23 protein-coding genes are annotated in these 18,957 nt (G+C 68.5%); 12 read left to right on the top strand and 11 right to left on the bottom strand.

The annotated features are described in order from the left end of the window. Nucleotides 1-17 precede the first annotated feature (17 nt). Complete coding sequence (locus NI2_RS28170) at nucleotides 18-662, bottom strand: MspA family porin (protein ID WP_084476906.1); 645 nt, start codon at nucleotides 660-662, stop codon at nucleotides 18-20. 285 nt (nucleotides 663-947) lie between these two features. Between NI2_RS28170 and NI2_RS34545 the strand changes: the two genes are divergently transcribed. After that, nucleotides 948-1,319: a hypothetical protein gene (locus tag NI2_RS34545; protein WP_166655841.1), complete on the top strand. Its 372-nt coding sequence runs from the start codon at nucleotides 948-950 to the stop codon at nucleotides 1,317-1,319. Continuing rightward, complete coding sequence (locus NI2_RS28165; RefSeq protein WP_225281181.1) at nucleotides 1,268-1,732, top strand: CinA family protein; 465 nt, start codon at nucleotides 1,268-1,270, stop codon at nucleotides 1,730-1,732. The genes NI2_RS34545 and NI2_RS28165 overlap by 52 nt, the downstream gene beginning before the upstream one ends. On the opposite strand, the gene NI2_RS28160 is transcribed toward NI2_RS28165, so the two are convergent. Next, nucleotides 1,729-2,766 (bottom strand): beta-ketoacyl-ACP synthase 3, encoded by a 1,038-nt coding sequence (locus tag NI2_RS28160; RefSeq protein ID WP_067497053.1) that lies wholly within the window; start codon nucleotides 2,764-2,766, stop codon nucleotides 1,729-1,731. The two genes, NI2_RS28165 and NI2_RS28160, sit on opposite strands and share 4 nt — an antisense overlap. A 93-nt stretch (nucleotides 2,767-2,859) precedes the next feature. Here NI2_RS28160 and NI2_RS28155 point away from each other — a divergent pair, with 93 nt between their 5' ends. After that, entirely contained in the window at nucleotides 2,860-3,441 is a 582-nt protein-coding gene (locus NI2_RS28155; RefSeq protein ID WP_067496966.1) for a TetR/AcrR family transcriptional regulator, read from the top strand. On the opposite strand, the gene NI2_RS28150 is transcribed toward NI2_RS28155, so the two are convergent. From NI2_RS28150 to NI2_RS28120, 7 genes are all read right to left on the bottom strand, one after another. Further along, nucleotides 3,432-4,355 (bottom strand): alpha/beta hydrolase fold domain-containing protein, encoded by a 924-nt coding sequence (locus tag NI2_RS28150; RefSeq protein WP_067497049.1) that lies wholly within the window; start codon nucleotides 4,353-4,355, stop codon nucleotides 3,432-3,434. The genes NI2_RS28155 and NI2_RS28150 overlap by 10 nt on opposite strands. Nucleotides 4,356-4,395: 40 nt before the next feature. After that, a complete protein-coding gene (locus NI2_RS28145; protein WP_067497047.1) occupies nucleotides 4,396-4,938 on the bottom strand; it encodes a YaeQ family protein in 543 nt (180 codons plus the stop codon). Between the two features lie 13 nt (nucleotides 4,939-4,951). Then, the gene (locus NI2_RS28140; RefSeq protein WP_067496964.1) at nucleotides 4,952-5,302 is read right to left on the bottom strand and encodes an MmcQ/YjbR family DNA-binding protein; all 351 of its coding nucleotides are present in this window, start codon (nucleotides 5,300-5,302) and stop codon (nucleotides 4,952-4,954) included. 31 nt (nucleotides 5,303-5,333) lie between these two features. After that, the gene (locus tag NI2_RS28135) at nucleotides 5,334-6,161 is read right to left on the bottom strand and encodes a metal ABC transporter permease (RefSeq protein ID WP_371852019.1); all 828 of its coding nucleotides are present in this window, start codon (nucleotides 6,159-6,161) and stop codon (nucleotides 5,334-5,336) included. 41 nt (nucleotides 6,162-6,202) lie between these two features. Continuing rightward, nucleotides 6,203-6,931: a metal ABC transporter ATP-binding protein gene (locus NI2_RS28130; protein ID WP_067496960.1), complete on the bottom strand. Its 729-nt coding sequence runs from the start codon at nucleotides 6,929-6,931 to the stop codon at nucleotides 6,203-6,205. Then, nucleotides 6,928-7,800 (bottom strand): metal ABC transporter substrate-binding protein, encoded by an 873-nt coding sequence (locus NI2_RS28125; RefSeq protein ID WP_371852018.1) that lies wholly within the window; start codon nucleotides 7,798-7,800, stop codon nucleotides 6,928-6,930. The genes NI2_RS28130 and NI2_RS28125 overlap by 4 nt, the downstream gene beginning before the upstream one ends. A gap of 124 nt (nucleotides 7,801-7,924) precedes the next feature. Next, entirely contained in the window at nucleotides 7,925-8,299 is a 375-nt protein-coding gene (locus tag NI2_RS28120) for a cupin domain-containing protein (protein ID WP_067496957.1), read from the bottom strand. Nucleotides 8,300-8,368: 69 nt separating this feature from the next. Here NI2_RS28120 and NI2_RS28115 point away from each other — a divergent pair, with 69 nt between their 5' ends. Together NI2_RS28115 and NI2_RS28110 are read left to right on the top strand one after the other, a co-directional pair. Continuing rightward, complete coding sequence (locus NI2_RS28115; RefSeq protein ID WP_067496954.1) at nucleotides 8,369-8,818, top strand: MarR family winged helix-turn-helix transcriptional regulator; 450 nt, start codon at nucleotides 8,369-8,371, stop codon at nucleotides 8,816-8,818. Nucleotides 8,819-9,018: 200 nt separating this feature from the next. Continuing rightward, complete coding sequence (locus NI2_RS28110; RefSeq protein WP_067496952.1) at nucleotides 9,019-9,243, top strand: hypothetical protein; 225 nt, start codon at nucleotides 9,019-9,021, stop codon at nucleotides 9,241-9,243. A gap of 4 nt (nucleotides 9,244-9,247) precedes the next feature. Here NI2_RS28110 and NI2_RS28105 read toward each other — a convergent pair whose 3' ends face one another. Together NI2_RS28105 and NI2_RS28100 are read right to left on the bottom strand one after the other, a co-directional pair. Beyond that, a complete protein-coding gene (locus NI2_RS28105; RefSeq protein WP_067496950.1) occupies nucleotides 9,248-10,672 on the bottom strand; it encodes an amidase in 1,425 nt (474 codons plus the stop codon). A gap of 94 nt (nucleotides 10,673-10,766) precedes the next feature. Next, a complete protein-coding gene (locus NI2_RS28100) occupies nucleotides 10,767-11,459 on the bottom strand; it encodes a DUF8020 domain-containing protein (protein ID WP_067496948.1) in 693 nt (230 codons plus the stop codon). Nucleotides 11,460-11,559: 100 nt separating this feature from the next. Between NI2_RS28100 and NI2_RS28095 the strand changes: the two genes are divergently transcribed. The 7 genes from NI2_RS28095 to NI2_RS28065 are packed head-to-tail and all read left to right on the top strand — an operon-like array spanning nucleotide 11,560 to nucleotide 18,945. Then, nucleotides 11,560-12,819, top strand: a complete 1,260-nt coding sequence (locus tag NI2_RS28095; protein WP_133734281.1) for an ATP-grasp domain-containing protein — start codon at nucleotides 11,560-11,562, stop codon at nucleotides 12,817-12,819. Then, entirely contained in the window at nucleotides 12,816-13,637 is an 822-nt protein-coding gene (locus tag NI2_RS28090; protein ID WP_067496946.1) for a hypothetical protein, read from the top strand. Before NI2_RS28095 ends, NI2_RS28090 begins: the two co-directional genes overlap by 4 nt. After that, on the top strand, nucleotides 13,634-14,716 hold the full coding sequence (locus NI2_RS28085) for a PLP-dependent cysteine synthase family protein (protein ID WP_067496944.1): 1,083 nt from the start codon (nucleotides 13,634-13,636) through the stop codon (nucleotides 14,714-14,716). Before NI2_RS28090 ends, NI2_RS28085 begins: the two co-directional genes overlap by 4 nt. Continuing rightward, nucleotides 14,713-15,978 carry an MFS transporter gene (locus tag NI2_RS28080; protein ID WP_067496942.1) on the top strand — a complete coding sequence of 422 codons (1,266 nt, stop codon included), beginning with the start codon at nucleotides 14,713-14,715 and terminating at the stop codon, nucleotides 15,976-15,978. The genes NI2_RS28085 and NI2_RS28080 overlap by 4 nt, the downstream gene beginning before the upstream one ends. Beyond that, nucleotides 15,975-16,961, top strand: coding sequence for a GHMP family kinase ATP-binding protein (locus tag NI2_RS28075; protein WP_067496940.1), 987 nt, complete (start codon nucleotides 15,975-15,977; stop codon nucleotides 16,959-16,961). The genes NI2_RS28080 and NI2_RS28075 overlap by 4 nt, the downstream gene beginning before the upstream one ends. Beyond that, complete coding sequence (locus NI2_RS28070; protein WP_084476903.1) at nucleotides 16,958-17,869, top strand: ABC transporter ATP-binding protein; 912 nt, start codon at nucleotides 16,958-16,960, stop codon at nucleotides 17,867-17,869. The genes NI2_RS28075 and NI2_RS28070 overlap by 4 nt, the downstream gene beginning before the upstream one ends. After that, nucleotides 17,866-18,945: a FecCD family ABC transporter permease gene (locus tag NI2_RS28065; RefSeq protein WP_067496938.1), complete on the top strand. Its 1,080-nt coding sequence runs from the start codon at nucleotides 17,866-17,868 to the stop codon at nucleotides 18,943-18,945. The genes NI2_RS28070 and NI2_RS28065 overlap by 4 nt, the downstream gene beginning before the upstream one ends. Nucleotides 18,946-18,957: the final 12 nt, after the last annotated feature.

The raw sequence follows: 18,957 nt of genomic DNA, 5'->3' as shown, positions 1-18,957 counted from the left end.
ATCGAAGTCGGATGCGCTCAGCCGATGCTGAACGGGGCACCGTAGAGGGTGGTCTTGGAGTAGTGGTCGCCGATGATCTCCACGACCGAGTAGGCGCGGGCCTGGGCGTAACCGGCGCAGCCCTGCACCTCGATCTCGACGTCCTGGTACTCGACCGAGTAGACGCCCGCCTTCAGGATGTCCTTCTTCTCGATCTGGACGAACTTCACCTCGCCGGGGCCCAGGTCGAGGCCGACCGAGCCACCGATGCTGCCGCCGGACAGGTCGATGCCGCCGGAGACGCCCGCGGAGATGGCGTCGTCACCGATGGCCACCTGGCAACCGACGATGTAGCCGGTGTTCAGCTGCGAGGCGCCGTGGGTGGAGGAGTTGTTGGAGCCGTCCTTGCCCGCCGGACCGTTGTTCGGGCCGACCTTGCCCTCCGGCGTCGCGGTGACGTCGGCGGTGACGGTGCCCGAGACCCAGGCGACGCGGCCCGCGCCGTTGGCCGCCAGCGACGGCGACACGGTGGCGCGCTCGGCGGTGCGGGTGATCGTCACGCCCGGGCCTGCCTTCTGGCCGTCGGGCAGCGGGACGAAAGCGTCGGCGCCGGCGGAACCGGCGGCGAAACCACCGAGTGCGACCGCGGCGGCCGTGGCCACGTAGAAGCGTTTGATTGTCATTCTTCCCCTCATCAGGTTCGAGCGGTATCGCCTCGACGTCGGCACCTGGCAGGGCGCGTCGAGGGCCGGACCGAAGCATTCACGCGCCCCATGGCGGGGTGAGAACCAGTCGTGGACCCGGCGATGAAGCTCATGGAACGAGAAGATTTCCGGTTCTTTGCGATGGTGTTGCGATGGGCGCAGACCGATCGTCACAAATGCGACGTTCAGCCAATGTTGCGAAGTTCGGTATAGGGGGCGTGATTTCGATGTTCCCTGGATAGTTGCTGCGTTACGGTTTCCCACATGGACGACATCGAGTTGGATTTGCCGAGCGTCGCTTCTCCCCACAACTCCGGACGAGTTCTCGACATCGGCGCGGTCGGATTGCGCAATCCGCTTCCGGTCGACGGTGAACAGACCCACGCCTATGTTTCCTGCGTCGACGGCACCACCCTGCGGCTGCCGGATTCTTTGCAGAACTGGGCCATGCAGACCCTCGCCGCGAACTACGACCTGCGCGCCACCGGCCTGCCGTCGCTGTTCCCGTGCCGGTTCGAGTTCGGCATCCGCGACGGAGCGGCCTACGCTGTTCCCGTCAGCGATCAGGCGCGTCAGAGGAGGCCATCATCACCACCGCAGCAGATGTCGGCGACTTCGCCAAGCGTCACGGGCTGACAGTCGCCGTAGCCGAATCCCTCACCGGCGGTAACCTCGCCGCCGCCCTCGCGGCGGCGCCCGACTCCGCGCAGTGGTTCCGCGGCGGGGTCGTCGCGTACTCCGTGACGGTGAAACAGTCCGTTCTCGGCGTGCCCGACGTGCCGGTGGTGTCGGAGACGGCCGCACTGGCCATGGCCGAAGGCGTACGAGCACTGACCGACGCCGATATCGCCGCCGCGACCACCGGCGTCGGCGGGCCGGGCGATCAGGACGGCGAACCGGCGGGGTCGGTGTGGTGCGCTGTCGCCACCCGCGACACCTCCTGGGCCGTGCACCGCAATTTCGACGGCGAACCCGAGCAGGTACTCGAGCAGTCGGTGCGGTGCGCGCTGGAGATGTTGGGCGAGAGCGAGAAGCGCTTCACCGGCTAGACGATCGGTGGCAGGTGCACCACCTGGCCCGCGTACGCCAGACCCGCACCGAAGCCGAGCAGCAACGCGGTCTGGCCGGGTTCGGCGGCGCCGCTGCGCAGCAACTGTTCCATGGCCATCGGAATCGAGGCGGCACTGGTGTTACCGGTGTCGACGATGTCGCGCGCCACGGCGACGGTGTCGGGCAGGTCGAGAGTGCGGACCAGCGCGTCGGTGATGCGGATATTGGCCTGGTGCGGCACGAAGGCGTCCAGGTCGGCGGCGGTGACACCGGCCAGCTTCAAGGCCTCCCGGCATGCCTGCTCCAGAAATGTGACGGCCCAGCGGAATACCTCGGTGCCGTTCATCCGGATGTAGGGCCGCACCGTCGTGCCGCCACTGGCCTCGGCGGCCGCCACCTCGGCGAAGTACTCCTGGAAGTCCTTGTCCTGCTTGATCGCCGAGGTGCGTGACCCGTCCGAGCCCCACGCCACCGGGCCGATCCCCTCCTGCTCGGCGGCGCCGACGACCACCGCGCCCGCGCCGTCGGCGAAGATGAACGCCGTGCCGCGATCGGTGCGGTCGAGCAGGTCCGAGAGCCGTTCCACACCGATCACCAGCACGTGGCGCGCCTGCCCGGAGCGGACCAGGTTGGCGGCATCGGCCAGCGCGTAGCAGAAGCCCGCGCACCCGGCGGAGATGTCGTAGGCGGCGGTGTCGTGCATGCCGAGTTCGGTGGCGACCACCGCGCCAGCCGAGGGGCCGAGGACCATCTGCGACGAGGTCGCCAGCAGCACGGCGTCGACTTGGTCGGCCGTGATGCCCGCGGCGGTGAGGGCGTCGCGGGCGGCGGCGGTGCTCATCGACACGATGGTCTCGTCGTCTTCGGCCCAGTGCCTGGCGGCGATGCCGGATCGAGTCTTGATCCATTCGTCGGAGGAGTCGATGGCCTCGACGATCTCCGAGTTGGGCACGACGCGGCGCGGCCGGTACACGCCGAGGCCGAGAATTCCCGTGTGGGTGATCGGAATCGAGGTGGCGATGGGGGTTGGCATGACATCCTCTCCATGTGAACCGATCGGTTCATCTGTCATTAGGTCTAACATGAACCGATCGGTTCAATCAAGCGTTTCGGGGAGGAGAGTCGGATGCCGGCCGGACCACGCGCCCGACTGATCGAGCACACCATCGCGACCGTGCAGGAGCACGGCGTGCACGCGGCGGCCTTGAGCGAACTGCTCAAGCGGAGCAATACCTCACGCAACTCGCTCTATCAGCACTTTCCCTCCGGCAAGAGCGAACTGGTGCAGACCGCCGCCCGCATCGTGTCGCGGCTGGTGTACTCGCACGTCAGCGCCGTGGCCGACGCCCTGCAGACCGCGCCGTCGGCGCAACAGTGGCTGACCAACCTGTTCGCCTTCTGGCGAGTGCCGCTCGAACAGAGCGAGTTCCGGGCCGGATCGTTCATGATGGCCGCCGCGCTGGACGAAAGCGATCCGGTGGTGCAGTCGATCGCCGGGCAGGCCTTCGCCGAATGGACCGCGCGCCTGGCCGACGGCATCGTCGCGGCCGGGATCGAACGGGCGACGGCGGTGTCGCTGGCCGGGTTCCTGCTCACCACCATCGAGGGCACCATCGTGCACAGCCGGGCGCTCAAGTCGGCGCATCCGTTCGATCAGGCGGTCACCCAGCTGACCATCCTGTTCAACTATCACCTGTCTCAGCGTTGAGATGAAACATCCTGTGCGCCATCGAGATCCGCGCACAGCGTGGTGACGATGTGGCGGCGGGCCGTTGCGCCTTCGGGACTCGGAGTCAGCGGATATACGTGCACCAGACCCGGTTTCTCGATGTAGTCCAGGTCGACACCGGCCGCGCGGGCCTTGTCCCGCAGCAGGCGGGCGTCGGGATTGAGGATGTCGTCGGTGCCGGTGAACAGGGTGATCGGGCCGAGGCCGGTGAGATCGCCGAACAGGGGGCTCACCATGGGGTCCTTCATCGGCAGCTCGCCGCTCCACCGGCGGCCGTAGACGAGGCCGCCGTCGCGACCGAGCCACGGGTCGCGCTGCTGTACGACATCGATCTGCGGGTTCTCGAGGGTGAGGTCGAGAGCCGGGGAGATGAGGACCGTGCGCGGCAGCGTGGTGCCGAGGTCGCGTAGGTGCAGTGCGGTGGACAGGGCGATCTGGCCGCCGGCCGAATCACCGGCGAGGAAGGTGGGGCCGTGTTCGTCGGCGCTGGTGCGGACGAGGTCGGCTACGCGGGGAATCACGTCCGCGGCGGTGCCGAACGGGATGAGGGGGTAGATCGGCACCGTCACCGTGAGCCGTGCGCGGATGGCGAGCATGGCCGCCAGCCGCCAGTGCTGCACCGCGATCTCACCGACCCAGCCGCCACCGTGCGCGTACACCAGACCGCCGCGTGGTTCTCCGGTGCGCGGGGTGAGGGTGTAGACGGGCCAGCCATGATCGCGCACCACGGCGATGTCGACTCCGCGCAGGGTGCGTGGCGGGCCGTAGGGCAGTGGGCGAAGCGCCGACTCGCGGATATGGGCCTCGGCGCGTTCGGCGTCGATGTAGTTCCGGTTGCGGCGCGCTACTCGCAGGAACCCGGGAATCACGAACCGGCTCATCACTGTGGGCACCGCAACCTCCACTCGTACAGGTGCCCGCCAAATTACCCGTTCAGGCCAACGGTTGTTCGATGATGTCGGTCCGCAGGCTGGAGCCGTTGAGATCGAGGTACACCACGCCCTCGGTGATCGACAGGCTCGCGGTATTGCGCCGATCCACCAGCCGCGCCGCCTCGTCGATGAACGCCCGGTCGAAACTGTAGAGCGGAATCGCGGCCGCGTTGTGAATCTTCTTACCCGCGTACTGCGCGAGCACCTTCACCGGATCCCGATGCGTGTACACCGCCGCCCGCCCAGCCAACTTGCTCCCCCGATGAATCCGCTCCGAGTCGGGCGCCCCCACCTCGATCCAGGCCGTCGTCCGCCCCGTCAGATCCCGCACCTGCACCGCGGGCTCGTCGGTAGCCGAGATCCCACCCTCACTGAACACGATCCCCTCCTCGTACTGCAGGCAGTACGCCAGAATCCGCGTCACCATGTACTCGAGCGTCTCGGACGGATGCCGAGCCACCCGCAACTCCAACTCCTCATAAACCCCCCGATCCACATCGGCGAGCTGAATAGCAAAAGTGTGCACAGTAGCGCTGATTCCCATAAGACCCGCCACCCTAGTTGGTAGCGGACTCATGAGACTCCAGGAGGGCTCGGGGGGCGGCCTGGGTCCAGGAGTCGGTGATGATGGCGGTGAGTTCGTCGTGGTCGTCGAGGGCTGAGAGGCGGACGCGGACCCAGGCGTTGTTCGCCTCGTGGGAGGCGATCCAGAACTTGGCCGGTTCGGCTTGGACCAGTTCGTCGCGGTCGATGATCGGGCAGCGGACGGCCATCGAGGTCTCGTTCTCGGGGAGGGTGAGGAACAGGCGGCCCGAGACCTTGAAAATCGGCATGCCCCAGGCGAATTCCTCCGCCGTGCCGGGCAGGGACCCGGCGATGGTGCGGACGTCGTCCCCGGTGACTGTCATGACCCGATCATCTCAAAACGCACCGACAGGTTCAGACGGCGAGCTTGGCCGAACGGGCCCGGCTCGCGGTGATGCGGCGGCCGATGATGCCGTGGCGTGGCGCGAACAGGTAGACCAGGGTGAAGGCGACGCCCTGCGTGACCACCACCATCCCGCCCGCGGCGGTGTCGAGGTGGTAGCTGATGTAGAGACCGGTGACCGCGCACAGCACCGACACGGTCGGCGCGATCAGCAGCATCCGCGAGAAACGGTCGGTGAGCAGGTAGGCCGTGGCACCCGGAATGATGAGCATGGCCACCACCAGCACCACCCCCACCGCCTGCAACGCCACCACCGAGGTGAGTGCGAGCAGTGCGAGCAGCGCGGTGCCGAGCACGCGGGGGTTGAGGCCGATGGCGTGGGCGTGGGTGGCGTCGAAGGCATACAAAGTGAAGTCGCGACGCTTGAGCACCAACGCCACGAGCACGATCGCCGCGAGGATCATGATCTGGGTCATCTCCTCGCGGCTCACCCCGAGCAGATTGCCGAAAACGATGTGGTTCAAGTCGGTTTGGCTCGGTGTCACCGACACCAGCACCAACCCGAACGCGAACAGCGTCGTGAAGACGATCCCGATGGCCGCGTCCTCCTTCACCCGGCTGGTATCGCGCACCACCCCGATCAACGCGACCGCGAGGAAACCGAAGATCACCGCGCCCACCGCGAACGGCCAGCCGACGATGTAGGCGAGCACCACCCCGGGCAGCACCGCGTGCGACACCGCGTCACCCATCAGCGACCAGCCGATCAGCACCAGCCAGCACGACAGCACCGCGCACACCACGGCCGCGGTGACGGTGGTCGCCAGCGCCCGGACCATGAATTCGTAGCGCAACGGGTCGAGGAAGAATTCTTCGAGGTTCACTGGTCTGTGTCCAATCCGAACGCCTTGGCCAGGTTCTCGGGCCGCAACACCACGTCGGGGTCGCCGTGTTCGAGCACCCGACGATTCAAAAGCACTGCCTCGTCGGCCAATCGAGGCAGCGCGTGCAGGTCGTGGGTGGATACGAGGATCGTCGCGCCACCGGCGGCAAGCTCACGCAGCAACGCGGTGATGGTGGCCTCGGAGCGCTTGTCGACACCGGCGAACGGCTCGTCCAGCAGCAGGATGGTCGCCTCCTGCGCGATGCCGCGCGCCACGAAGGTCCGCTTCTTCTGCCCGCCGGAGAGCTGCCCGATCTGCCGGTCGGCGAAGTCGGTGAGTTCGACCCGGGCCAGCGCCTCCTCCACGGCGGCCTTGTCGGCCTTGCTCGCACGCCGGGTGAAGCCCATTTTCCCGTAGCGTCCGGTCATCACCACATCGCGCACCGACAGCGGGAACGTCCAATCCACGTCCTCGGATTGGGGCACGTACCCGAGGGCGCCCGCCTTGCGCGCGGCGGCGGGCGCGCCACCGTTGACCAGCACCCGGCCGCGGTCGGGCGTGACAAGCCCCATGACGGTCTTGAACAGTGTCGACTTCCCCGACCCGTTCATCCCGATCAGCCCGCACACCCGACCCGATTTCAACGTGAGTTCGACGTTGCCGAGGGCGAGCACATCACCGTAATGAACTGTCACGTCCTGGATTTCGACTACCGGCTCGGTCATTTCGGTGCTCCTGCCAGTGCCGCCGCGATGGTGTCGGCGTCGTGGCGGATCAGGTCGAGGTAGGTCGGCACGGGGCCGTCCGCCTCCGACAGCGAGTCGACATACAGCGTGCCGCCGAAGCGCGAACCGGTCGCCTCGACCACGCGCTGCATCGGCGCGTCCGATACCGTCGACTCGCAGAACACGGCGGGCACCCCGCGCCGGCGGACGAAGTCGATCACCGACCCGATCTGCTGCGGTGTGGCCTGCTGTTCGGCGTTGACCGGCCAGATGTACTTCTCGGTCAGTCCCGCGTCGCGGGCCAGGTAGGAGAACGCCCCCTCACAGGTGACCAGGGCCTTCTGGTCGGCGGGTAGCGTGCTGACGGCGGCCACCAGCTCGTCACGGACCGCACCGAGCTGGGTCTTGTACGCCTCGCCGTTGGCGCGGTAGGCCTCGGCGTGGTCGGGGTCGAGCTCGGTGAACGCGCGAACCATGTTGTCCACGTAGATCTGCGCGTTCACCGGCGACATCCACGCGTGCGGATTCGGCTTGCCCGCGTAGGCGTCCTCGCTGATGTTCATCGGCGTCACACCCTCGCTCACCACGGCATGCGGCACCTCGAGGTCGGCGACGAACTGGGCGAACCAGGCCTCGAGATCGAGGCCGTTGTCGAGGATGAGATCGGCCTTGGCGGCCTTCTTGATATCCCCCGGCGTCGGCTCGTACCCGTGGATCTCGGCGCCGACCTTGGTGATCGACTCGACCCGTAGATGCTCACCGGCCACATTGCGCGCCATATCGGCGAGCACGGTGAAGGTGGTGAGGACCACCTTCCGGTCGTCGTCGGACGCGCCGACGCCACCGCAAGCGGTGAGCGCGAACACCATGACACTCAGCACGCACGCCGCGAGCATTCGCGACGAACGGTGGAACCCAACCTTCATCCCGGAATTATATTGTTCGGGTGACCGAACTTTCAAGTTCTGCCACCGAAACAGCGGTGGTGACCGGTCATGATGCCCAGGGCGGGACGAAGGTCGACCCGTCCGGCAACTCCGCGGCGAAGCCGGTCCGGACGGTGACCAGCAGCCGCGCGCCCGCCCCGGCTTCGTCGGTGAGCGCGATGACCGAACCGGCGGGCGCCACGGCGGCATCACCGGGTCGCAGGGTGGCCGCCTCGCCGTCGATGGTGAGAACGATTTCACCCGTGAGCAGCACGAATGCCTCCTCTCCGAGAATTCGGTGGGCGACTCCGGCCGTGCCCGGCGCGACCTCGGTCTGCCAGACACACAGGTCGGCACTGCCGGTGCCGGGGCGGATCAACGAGGTGAAGCGGGCGTTGTGCACTTCGTGCACCTGGGCGTCGGCGGAACGGACTACCGGCATTGCGTCTCCTATTGGTCAATTTACTTGTCTATATAGTCAAGTAGCTTTCCCATCCCGTCAAGTGCCAGAATGACGAACGTGCCCTCTGCCGGTGACCTCCCCCTACTGCTGCTCGCGGCCGCCGCCCAGGTGACCGATGCGGTCCAGGCGGGGGTCGCCGCGGCCGGCTTCCCCGATGTACGGCCCACACACGGCTTCGCCTTCGTGCGAGTAGCACCCGACGGGGCAACCGTCGGCGAGATCGCCGAGCATCTCGGCGTCACCAAGCAGGCGGCGAGCCAACTGGTCGACGAGCTGGTCACCAAGGGCTACGTCGAACGCAATCCGCACCCACGCGACGCACGCGCCCGGCTCATCACGCTCACCGATCGCGGCTGGGCGTGTACTCGCGCCGCCGACGCGGCCTTGGGCGAACTCACCGAAAACTGGGCCGAAACCCTTGGCGCGGGCGATCTCGACCAGGTCAGGGACGCATTGGCGCGGGTCGTCGCCCCTGGCCGGGTCCGCCCGAGCCGGTGAGGGCGTAACCCTTCGCGGTGGACGAACGATCTGCTTGTCAGGTATCCGTTAATCCGAACAACAGGATTTTCGAAACCCGCGCGCGACATCGCGACGAGCGGCATACTCGGCTGCGAGCGGTGACGCGCCACCGCAGCACCCCGGGCCGCCGGTCCGGGCCGTGCCTCGTCACGCACCGTTCCCGCTATCCCGGAGTTCGAATGTCTGCTCTAGCGACCGCCACCTCGGTCGACACCATCACCCGCCACAAGTACGAACGGCTGCAGTACACCGGTTCCGCCGGTGTCGTCGCCTCCCTCGAAGACCCGCGGCTGGTCGACCGCTGGCGCACCGAACACCCCACCTGGCGGGGCGAGCACTGGGCGTTCGAGGCGGGCACCACCGGCAGCCTCCGCCCGATCAACGTGGCGACCCGCCACAACTGAGCCCTCAGGCCGCGCCCGCGTCGGCGCGACGATCGGTGATCCGGGGGAACGGGCTGGCCGCTTCCAGCTGGTAGGCCAGGTCGAGCAGGGTTCGCTCCGCGCCGCGCGGGGCGGCCATCTGCACCGAGCCGGGCAGACCCGTCGGCAGCAGTCCGTGCGGAAGCGAGATGCCCGGTCCCCCACCGACATTGTTGAGCGGCGTGAAGCCGACATAGTCGACGAGCTTGGCGAACAGGTCGTCGAACGGCTGATCCGGCGCCAGCTCACCGATGCGCGGCGCCGGATGCGACAGCACCGGGCTGAGCATCACATCGATATCGGCGAAGTGCCGGTCGTAAGCCGCGGTTCCGGCGCGTAGCCGCCACGCGGCCGCCGCGGAACCCAGTGGGTTACGTTTGGCCATTCCGATCAGGCCGGTGGTGAACGGGTCGAGTTTGCGCGCGTCGAATCGTCCGCGGTGACCGAGCCGGAACGACAGCGTCATCGCCGCGGCCATCACCGCCCAGTACTGCTTGAAGTCGTCGACGAAGCGCGGGTCGACCTCCAACCGCTTCGCGACGATCTCGTGCCCGAGACCCGCGAAGACATGGACGGCCGAATCGAGGACGGCCCGATTGTCGGGGTGCACCGGCCTGCCGAACACGTCCGCGGTGACCACGCCGATACGCAGTCGTCGCGCACTCGGCCCTTCCACCAGCCCCACCGGCGCCAGTTTCGGGTGGGCACCGAAACTCTCGACCGCGGCCAGGTAATGCGCCGTATCGCGCACCGACCGGGTGAGCACACCCTCGGCCACCAGGTGCACCGGCAGTTTGCGTGCGCCCGGCTGGTCGAGCAGCCGGTACCGGGTGGGCTTCAGCCCCACCAGACCCGTCGCGGCGGCGGGAATGCGAATCGAACCACCGCCGTCGTTGGCATGGGCGATCGGCACCGCCCCGGCCGCGACCAGCGCCGCCGACCCACCCGAGGACGCGCCCGCCGAGAACTCGGGATTCCACGGGTTGCGCGTCGGCGGGCGGTGGACGAACTCGGTGCTCGCGGTGAGCCCGAACTCCGGCAGCGTCGACTTGCCGAGCACGACCACACCCGAGTGCAGGAATTGCGCGGCAGGCCCGCTCGTCGCCGTCACCGGGTGCGGTGTGAACGCGGCCGACCCGTGGCAGCTCGGCAGCCCGGCGACATCGGTGTTGTCCTTGACGAACGCGGGCACCCCGGCGAACACCCCGGCGGTTTCGGGTGCCGCGGCGGCCCGTTCGAAGCTGCGCACCTGCACGGCGTCGAGGCGCGGGTCGACGGCCTGGGTCCGGGCGATCGCGGCCTCGATCACCTCGGCCCGACTCACCTCCCCGGCGCGCAGTGCGGCGGCGAGGCCGACGGCGTCGTGGTCGCCGAGGGCGTCGTCGGTGAATCCGTGGACGACAGAGCTCATGACCGCAGCCTAATCGCGACCATACGCGCGGGTAACGAACTTCGGCCAGACAGTGCGGCCCGCCCCGCAGTGGGCGAGCCGCACGAGCGGTTCCCTACTTGGCGGGCGCCGTGAACGGCTGGTTGATCGTGGTGACGTACTGGATCACCGCGCCGATGGCGACCGGCGCGGTGACGAAGATCTGACCCGCGAGCACACCGAGGAAACCGACGGCGGCCGCACCCGCGACGCAACCGGCCAGCGGTCCCGCACCGAACAGGGTGAGCAGGGCACCGGTGAGCACGACGCCCGCGGCGGCACCGGCGAGGCAACCCAGGGCCGCGCCGCCGATGCCACCGACGAGGGTGCCGATGGTGGCGCCCATGGAGATGGTGCTCGTCATCCGGGACCAGGCGGCCTGTTCACGGTCGTATTCGGATTTCCACGGCGCCTTGTCCTCGAACGGCAGGGCGACCGGCTTGTACACAGCCTTGTCCATGCTCAGCGCGGGGGTGAGTGTCGCCGTTCGACCGTCGACCCGGGCGTCGATGGGGAACTGGAAGTCGTCGATCGAGAAGGTCAGCGGCGTGGCGCCGACGACGGTGCCCGCGGCGTCGCGCACCTGCAGGGTGCCGTTGTCGACCACCAGCGAACCGTGCTCGATCTCGATGACCGAGGTAATGCCGTCGGTGTGCGCGGTGTATTCGACCGGCCGCGGTGCCGCGGGTTCCGCCTGGGCTCCGGCTGCGGTGACAGCCAGAGCGGACAGCGAAAGGGCCACGGGCACAGCGATTTTCTTCAAGAACATGGGTGATTCCTCATCGATTTCAGCCGATCGCGGTGACCGGCGGTGGCAATCCTAGCGATAATGGTTATCATTATCATCTCGATGAGGCTTGGAGGTCGTAGTGGGACATCTGCTGATGGTGGAGAGCTGGGTCGGCTCGATGAGCACCCTGCTGCCGCAGGGAATCAAGGACGGCGGACACCGATTCAGCTTCCTGACCAGGGATCTCGGGCATTACCTCCGCCCGGGCACACCGTCGCCGCACCCGCTGCTGGCCGCTGACAATGTGTTCACCGCCGAGACCAACGACGAGGCCGCGCTGCTGCCGTATGTGCGAAAGCTGCACGAGCTCTTCGGTTTCGACGGCGTACTCACCTCGTGCGACTACTACCTGCCGACGGTGGCCGCGATCGCCACCGATCTCGGCCTGCCCGGCCCCGGCCGGGATGCGGTGGTCGCGGCGTGCGACAAGTACCGGACGCGCGAGATCTGTCGCGCGGTCGGTGTTCCCGGGCCCGACTTCGCCGTCGCCGAGACGATGGACGAGATTCTCGGTGCCGCAGCTCGATTGGGCTATCCGCTGGTGGTGAAGCCGATCGATCTGTGTGGCGGGATGTTCGTGTGCCGGGTCGACGACGACGCCGAGTTGCGCGCCGCGGTGGAGCGCATCGCCGGGTTCCCGGTTAACGCGCGTGGGCAGCGCAGGTCACCGCAGGTGCTGGTCGAAAGATGCGTGCAGGGGCCCGAATTCAGTGTGGAGACGGTGACCGTCGCCGGGCGGACGACTGTCGTCGGGGTGACCGACAAGCAGCTCACCGGCGCCCCCGCCTTCATCGAGTCGGGCCATATGTTCCCGGCCGACCTGTCGGATACCGATCGCCGGGCCGTCGCCGAGACCGCCGTAGCGGCGGTCGAGGCGCTCGGTCTCGACGCGACCGTCGCCCATACCGAGGTCAAGCTCACAGTCGACGGGCCGTGCCTGATCGAGGTGAACCCACGACCCGCGGGCAACCGGATCACCGAACTGGTCCGCCGGGTCACCGGCATCGACCTCACCAGGGTTCATGTAGAAGCCGTCTCGGGTGGGACACCCGAGCTCACCCCACGGCAGACGGATGCCGGGAGCGCCGCCGTCGCCTTCGCCGTCCCCGACCGGGCAGGCGTGGTGACCCGTGTCGCCGGTGCGGCCGGCTGGGCCGACGATCCGCGCATCGTGGAACACAAACTCCCCGAGCCCGGCGCCGAGGTCCACCCGGCCACCGACAACAACACCTACCTCGGGCACGTCCTCGTAACGTCCGAAAACTGCGGCGAGGCAGGCAAGCTCGCGAATTCGCTGATCGCCGAGCTGCGTGTCGAGCTCGACGGCGGTGTCGCGTGATCCGGACGCACCCCGCCTCGGTGGCCGAGCTCACCACGTGGGCACGGACCGGGCGACTCGGCCCCGACCCCGACACTCTGAACGCATCGACCGCCTTTCTCACGACCTATGGCACCAGGCACGCGGGACGCGCCCGCGCCTACCGCAACGAGGTGCTCAGCATCCGGGTCGGTGCGGCGGTCGGCTCGTGCGGGCTCGAACCCGGCTCGACTACCGGCGAGCTGATCGACGACTGTGTCGCGGCGACCGTCGGCGACCTGCTCGAACACCAGGTCGGGGCGGTACGTGTCGCGGCGCTCGATGCCTATCTGATGCATGTGCACCCGCATCCGGAGGCAGCGGGTCTGCACGGTAGCCCCGTGGTGGTGGCGGGGCCGACCTCGTTGACGAAATCGCGGCGCCGCGCGAACACCGTCGTCGATCTGCTCCCTTCCGAGGTCACCAAGGTGCTGGTGGTCGGGGTGGTCGGTTCGCTGCTGGCCGAATTGCGCGACCGTGGCATCGCCTACGTGCCGTGCGATCTCGCGGGTGGTGTCACCGAGTGGGGCGAACCGATTTTCGAGTCCGTGGCGGCGGCTCCGTCGGACTACGACGCACTGCTCGTCACCGGAATGACTCTGGGCAACAGCACATTCGACGAATTCCGCGCCATCGCGCGCGAGCGGGGACTACCCCTGGTCCTCTTCGCCCAGACCGGCAGCGCGGTGCTGCCCTGGTTCCTCGGCGCCGGAGTCCACGCGATCTCGGCCGAGCCCTACCCGTTCTTCTCTCTCGACGGTGCCGCGAGCACCCTGGTCACCTACCGGGAGCGCTCATGACCGCACCGCAACCCGGCCTGCTGCGGCTGATCGGCAACACCCCTGTAGTCCAGGTAGCCACCGGAAACAGCTGGTACACAGCCAAACTCGAATCGGCGAGCATCGCCGGGATGAAAGCCCGTGCGGCGGTCTCGATGATGCGGGCGGCGGCCGCGCGAGGCGACCTCGCGCCGGGCGCCACGATCATCGAATCGACCAGCGGCACTCTCGGATTGGGCCTTGCTTTGGCAGGCAAGGCGCTCGGTCACCCGATCGTGCTCGTGGTCGACGACGAACTGGAACCGGACCTGCGCGCTCTCTTCTCGGCGTTCGGCATCACCCTCGAGGTGGTCACCACCCCGCACCCGACCGGCGGCTGGCAGCAGGCCAGGCTCGACCGGCTGGCCGAATTGCTGGCCGCGACGCCCGGCGCGTACTGGCCCGACCAGTACGACAACCCCGACAATGCCGGTGGCTACCAGGCCATGGGCGCGGAGATCCTCGCCCAGGTCGACGACGTCGATGTACTCGTCGCCTCGATCGGTTCCGGCGGCCACTGTGCGGGGCTCACCCGCGTCCTGCGCACCCGCTGGCCTCGGCTGCGGGTGGTCGGCGTCGACGCCGTCGGCTCCCGCATCTTCGGGCAACCGGACCGCCGCAGGCTGATGCGCGGCCTCGGCAGCAGCATCCTCCCCCGCAACGTGGCCTATGCCGACTTCGACGAGGTGCACTGGGTCGGCGCCGCCGAAGCCGTCGCGTCCTGCCGCGCACTCGCGGCCCACACCGGAATCGCGGGCGGCTGGAGCACCGGCGCCGCCGCCTTGGTCGCCGGCTGGGTCGCCGACCGCGAGCCGCATTCCCGCGTACTCACCGTCTTCCCCGACGGTCCTCACCGCTACCTCCGAACCATCTACAACGACACCTGGTGCAGCGCGAACAACCTGTTCGCCCCTCCCGCAACAGAACCCACAACCATCCCGACCCCCGATAGCGCCGAGGTCAGCGGCTGGGGCCGTTGCACAGTGGTCCGCGACCCCGCCCCCGCGCCGACCGATCCCGCCACCGAAGTGCACGACGACGCTGCCGAGGTGCTCGGGTGAGGACGACGTTTCTCGCGCTGCCCAAGGGCGTGCGGCTGCTGCTGGTCAATCATCTTGTCGGGCATATCGGTTTCTATCTGCTGATCCCGTTTCTCGCCGACTATCTGCTGCACGACCTCGCGCTGTCGGCGGCGGTGGTCGGTGTCGTGCTCGGGGTGCGCAATCTGAGTCAGCAGGGTCTGTTCCTCGTCGGGGGGTCGGCGGCGGATCGGCTGGGGGCGCGGGGCGTGATCATGGTGGGGCTGGCCGTGCGGGCACTCGGGTTCGCGTTGTTCGCACTCGGTGGTTCACTGCCGGTGGTGCTCGCGGCGGCGATCCTCACGGGTTTCGCCGGCGCGCTGTTCAATCCGGCCGTGCGCGCGTATATCGCCACCGACAGTGGTTCGCGGTCGGCGGAGGCATTCGCGCTGTTCAATGTGTTCGGCAACGCTGGTTCGGCGATCGGGCCCGTGCTGGGGACCGTGCTGATCGCGGCGGGCTTCCGGATATCCGCGCTGGTGGCCGCCGTGATTTTCGTAGTGCTGGCGGTGGTTCAGTGGGTCCTGCTGCCCGCGCGACCGGTGCCCGCGCACGAGAGCGGGATCGGCGCCGACTTCACGACCGTGTTCACCGATCGCCGTTTCTGGGCGTTCACCCTCGCCCTGATGCCGATGTTCGCGTTGCAGAGCCAGATCTATTTTCTGCTCACGCTGCAGGCACAAGACAGCGCCGAGCCCCGGTACCGCGCCGGGGCGGTGGCCGCGCTGTTCGTGGTGGAGACCATAGCCGTTGTGGCCCTGCAGGTTCGGGTCACCAAGGTGCTCATCCGTCGGTCTCGGCGCGGGCCAGCGATGGCGGCGGGGATGGCGATCATGGGCGTGTCGTTCCTGATCGCACCGGCTGCCGCGGGTGTCGTCACAGGCGTGGGCAGCGGACTCACGGGGACCGTACTGCGGGTCACTCCCGTGGTGGCGGGCGCGGTGGTCCTGGCCATCGGAGTGACGGCAGTGCAGCCGTTCGTGAACGAGTCGATCGGACGCTTCGCCGGAAACCGGCTCACCGGAACCTATTTCGGGGCGTTCTACCTGGCATCGGGACTGTTCACGGTGGTCGCTACATCCCTGAGCGGCGCGGTGCTCGACTGGGCGGGTGGGTCGCTCACCTGGCCGCCCGCACTGCTGTGCGCCGGGACGGGTGTGCTGTCCGCGGTCGCGATCCTCGGCTTGCATCGGCGGGCCGTTCTGCCCGATGCCGACATCGCTCACTCGGGAGACCGCACATGACTGATCCCCGCCACCCGGTGCGCGAGTGGCGCACGCCTTTCGTCGAGCACCGGACACCGCTGACGACCGACACTCCGGGTATCGGCGTCGGCCGCGCCAACGGCAGTTGCGGGGAACTGATGCAGGGCGTCCTCGACGGGGACCGCCATTTCCTCGTCACGCTGCCCATCCAGCGCGGCTCCGTCGCCGTCTTCGAACCAGGCGGTGACGACATCACCGTCGTCCCAGGGCACAAGTCGAAGGCTCGGCGCCTGGCGAGCGTGATGGTGGCGCGCTCACGGGTGCTGCGCGGCGGACGACTCACCGTGCGCAGCGAATTGCCCGAGGGCAAAGGCCTTGCCAGCTCCACCGCCGACCTGGTGGCGACGGCTCGCGCGGTCGCCGACGCCGAAGGCCGCACGGTCGGCCTCACCGAACTCGAAGCCGACCTGCGTGCCATCGAGCCCTCCGACGGGGTGATGTATCCCGGCACGGTCGCCTACTTCCATCGGGAGGTGCGTCTGCACACCCGGCTGGGCGCGCTGCCGCCGCTGACCATCGTCACCGGCGACGAGGGCGGCGTGGTCGACACTGTCGAATTCAACCGCACCGAACCGTCTTTCGGTCCCGGGCACCAGCGCGAATACGCCGGATTGCTCGACGAACTCGGTGTCGCGATCGTGCGCGGGGACGTGACGGCGATCGGCGCGGTGGCCACCCGCAGTGCTGTACTGAGTGCCGCGTTCCGCCACCGCCCGCATCTGGACTCGACCATCCGGGAAGCACGCGCGCTCGGCGCGGTGGGTGTCGTCGTCGCGCACAGCGGCACGACGACCGGAATCCTGCTGAGCGAGAACGACCGCGACTATCGCACCAAACTCGCTGCCGCGGAGCAGCTGTGCGCTTCATTCGGCTGCGCGGTGAGCGTGCATCACACCCGCCGACCGGTCCGGGGACACCGGCTTCCGCACGAGCGCCTCCCGAGCAGAGAGCTACCCGCATGATCACCATCGAACAGGTCCGCTTCGGCTACGACGGACGAATTACTCTGGACGACATCAGTTTCCGTGCTGATCCGGGCAGCACGGTCGGGTTGATCGGCCCGAACGGGTCGGGCAAGTCGACGCTGTTGCGCCTGCTGTACCGTGCCCTGCGCCCGGCCGGTGGGAACATCACGATCGATGCCACCCCGGTCGGCACACTGCGCGGACGCGATCTCGCCACACGCCTGGCCGTCGTCGCTCAGGAATCACCACCGGACACACCGATCACGGTCGCCGAGACGGTTCTGCTCGGCCGGGCGCCGTGGGTCGGTGCCTTCCAGGGGTATTCACGCGCCGACCGCATCACCGCGGCCGCCGCCCTGGCCCGCGTCGGCGCCCGTGACCTGGCCGACCGCCCCTTCGCGACCCTGTCCGGCGGCGAGCGGCAGCGCGTCCTCATCGCCCGCGCCCTGGCCCAGCAGGCCGACCATCTGCTCCTCGACGAACCGACCAACCACCTCGACATCCGCTACCAGCACGAACTGCTCGCTCTGGTCCGCGGCCTCGGCAAGACGACGACCATCGTCGTCCTGCACGACCTGAACCTGGCCGCCCGCTACTGCGACCACCTGGTCCTGCTCGACAACGGCCGCGTCGCCGCCGCGGGCCGGGTCGACGAGGTCCTCACCCCCGAAACCCTCGAGCCGGTGTACCGCATCCCCGTCCGCCGCACCACCGCCTTCGGCGCCACCCAACTCCTCTTCGGGCCGTCGGACGATGCCGAAGAACACAGCGCGGTTGTCGCGGAGGCCGCCGAGATCCACTCCGAGCCGGTTGACCACACTCCCGGCGGCTCAGCAGAACTCACCGATAACGGCCCCGACGGGTCGCCGTCGATGACCCAGACCCGAGAGGCGGCGACGCGATGACCGCGACACTGGAGGTCGAGCAGATCGTCGACGACCTCGATCACGCACGGCACCGCACGCGCACTGTGCTGCTGATCGGCGGATTGCTCATCGCACTCGCCGGCACCGTGTTGGTGGCGGCCGGGCTCGGGCCGGTGGCCGTTCCGCCGGGCACCGTCGCCCGGATCATCGGCCACCACACGTTCGGCCGGCCGGTAACTCCCGATTGGACCACGGCGCAGGACTCGATCGTCTGGCTGGTCCGGGTGCCGCGCGTACTGCTCGGCGCGCTCGTCGGCGCCGCATTGGCGATCACCGGCGCGGTTCTGCAGACCATCGTGCGCAATGTGCTCGCCGATCCGCACATTCTCGGCGTCACCTCGGGCGCCTCGACCGGCGCCGCCGTCTACCTGCTGTTCGGCGTGAGCGCGGCGGCCACCTCCGCCGCACTCGCGGCGAGTGCGTTCATCGGGGCGCTGATCGCCACGGTGCTGCTGTTCGCCATCTCCCGGATCAACGGGCAGCTCACCTCGCTGCGCCTGTTACTCGGCGGGGTGACCATCGGCTACATCTTCTCGGCCGCCACGAGCTTTCTGATCTTCGCCTCCGACCGCCCCGAAGGCGCGCGGACCGTGCTGTTCTGGTTGCTCGGCTCGCTCGCCCCGGCGGCCTGGTCCTCGGTGGCGACCACCGTCGCCGTGGTCGCGGGCGCCCTGCTAGCGGTGCTGCTGATGGCGCCACGCCTGGACGCGCTCGCCGCGGGTGACGACACCGCGCGCACGCTCGGCTTCGCCCCGAATCGAATCCGGTTGTGGGCCTTGCTGATCGTCGCGCTCGCCGTCGGCGCGGTGGTGGCCGTCGCGGGGGCGATCGGCTTCGTCGGGCTCATCGTTCCGCATGTGGCGCGGCTGTGCGTCGGCGGAACCCACCGGCACCTGCTGGTGGTGAGTGCCTTGCTCGGAGCGCTGTTCCTGGTGATCGCCGATGTTGGTGCGCGCACCGTTTTCGCCCCGCGCGAACTACCCATCGGCATCGTCACCGCCGCCGTCGGCGCGCCCCTGCTCCTGCTGCTGATCCGCCGCTCCCGCGCCTCCTGATTTCTGCTCCAT

The organism is Nocardia ignorata NBRC 108230 (assembly GCF_001612905.1).
GTDB lineage: Bacteria > Actinomycetota > Actinomycetes > Mycobacteriales > Mycobacteriaceae > Nocardia > Nocardia ignorata.
This window is presented reverse-complemented; position numbering and strand designations above follow the sequence as displayed.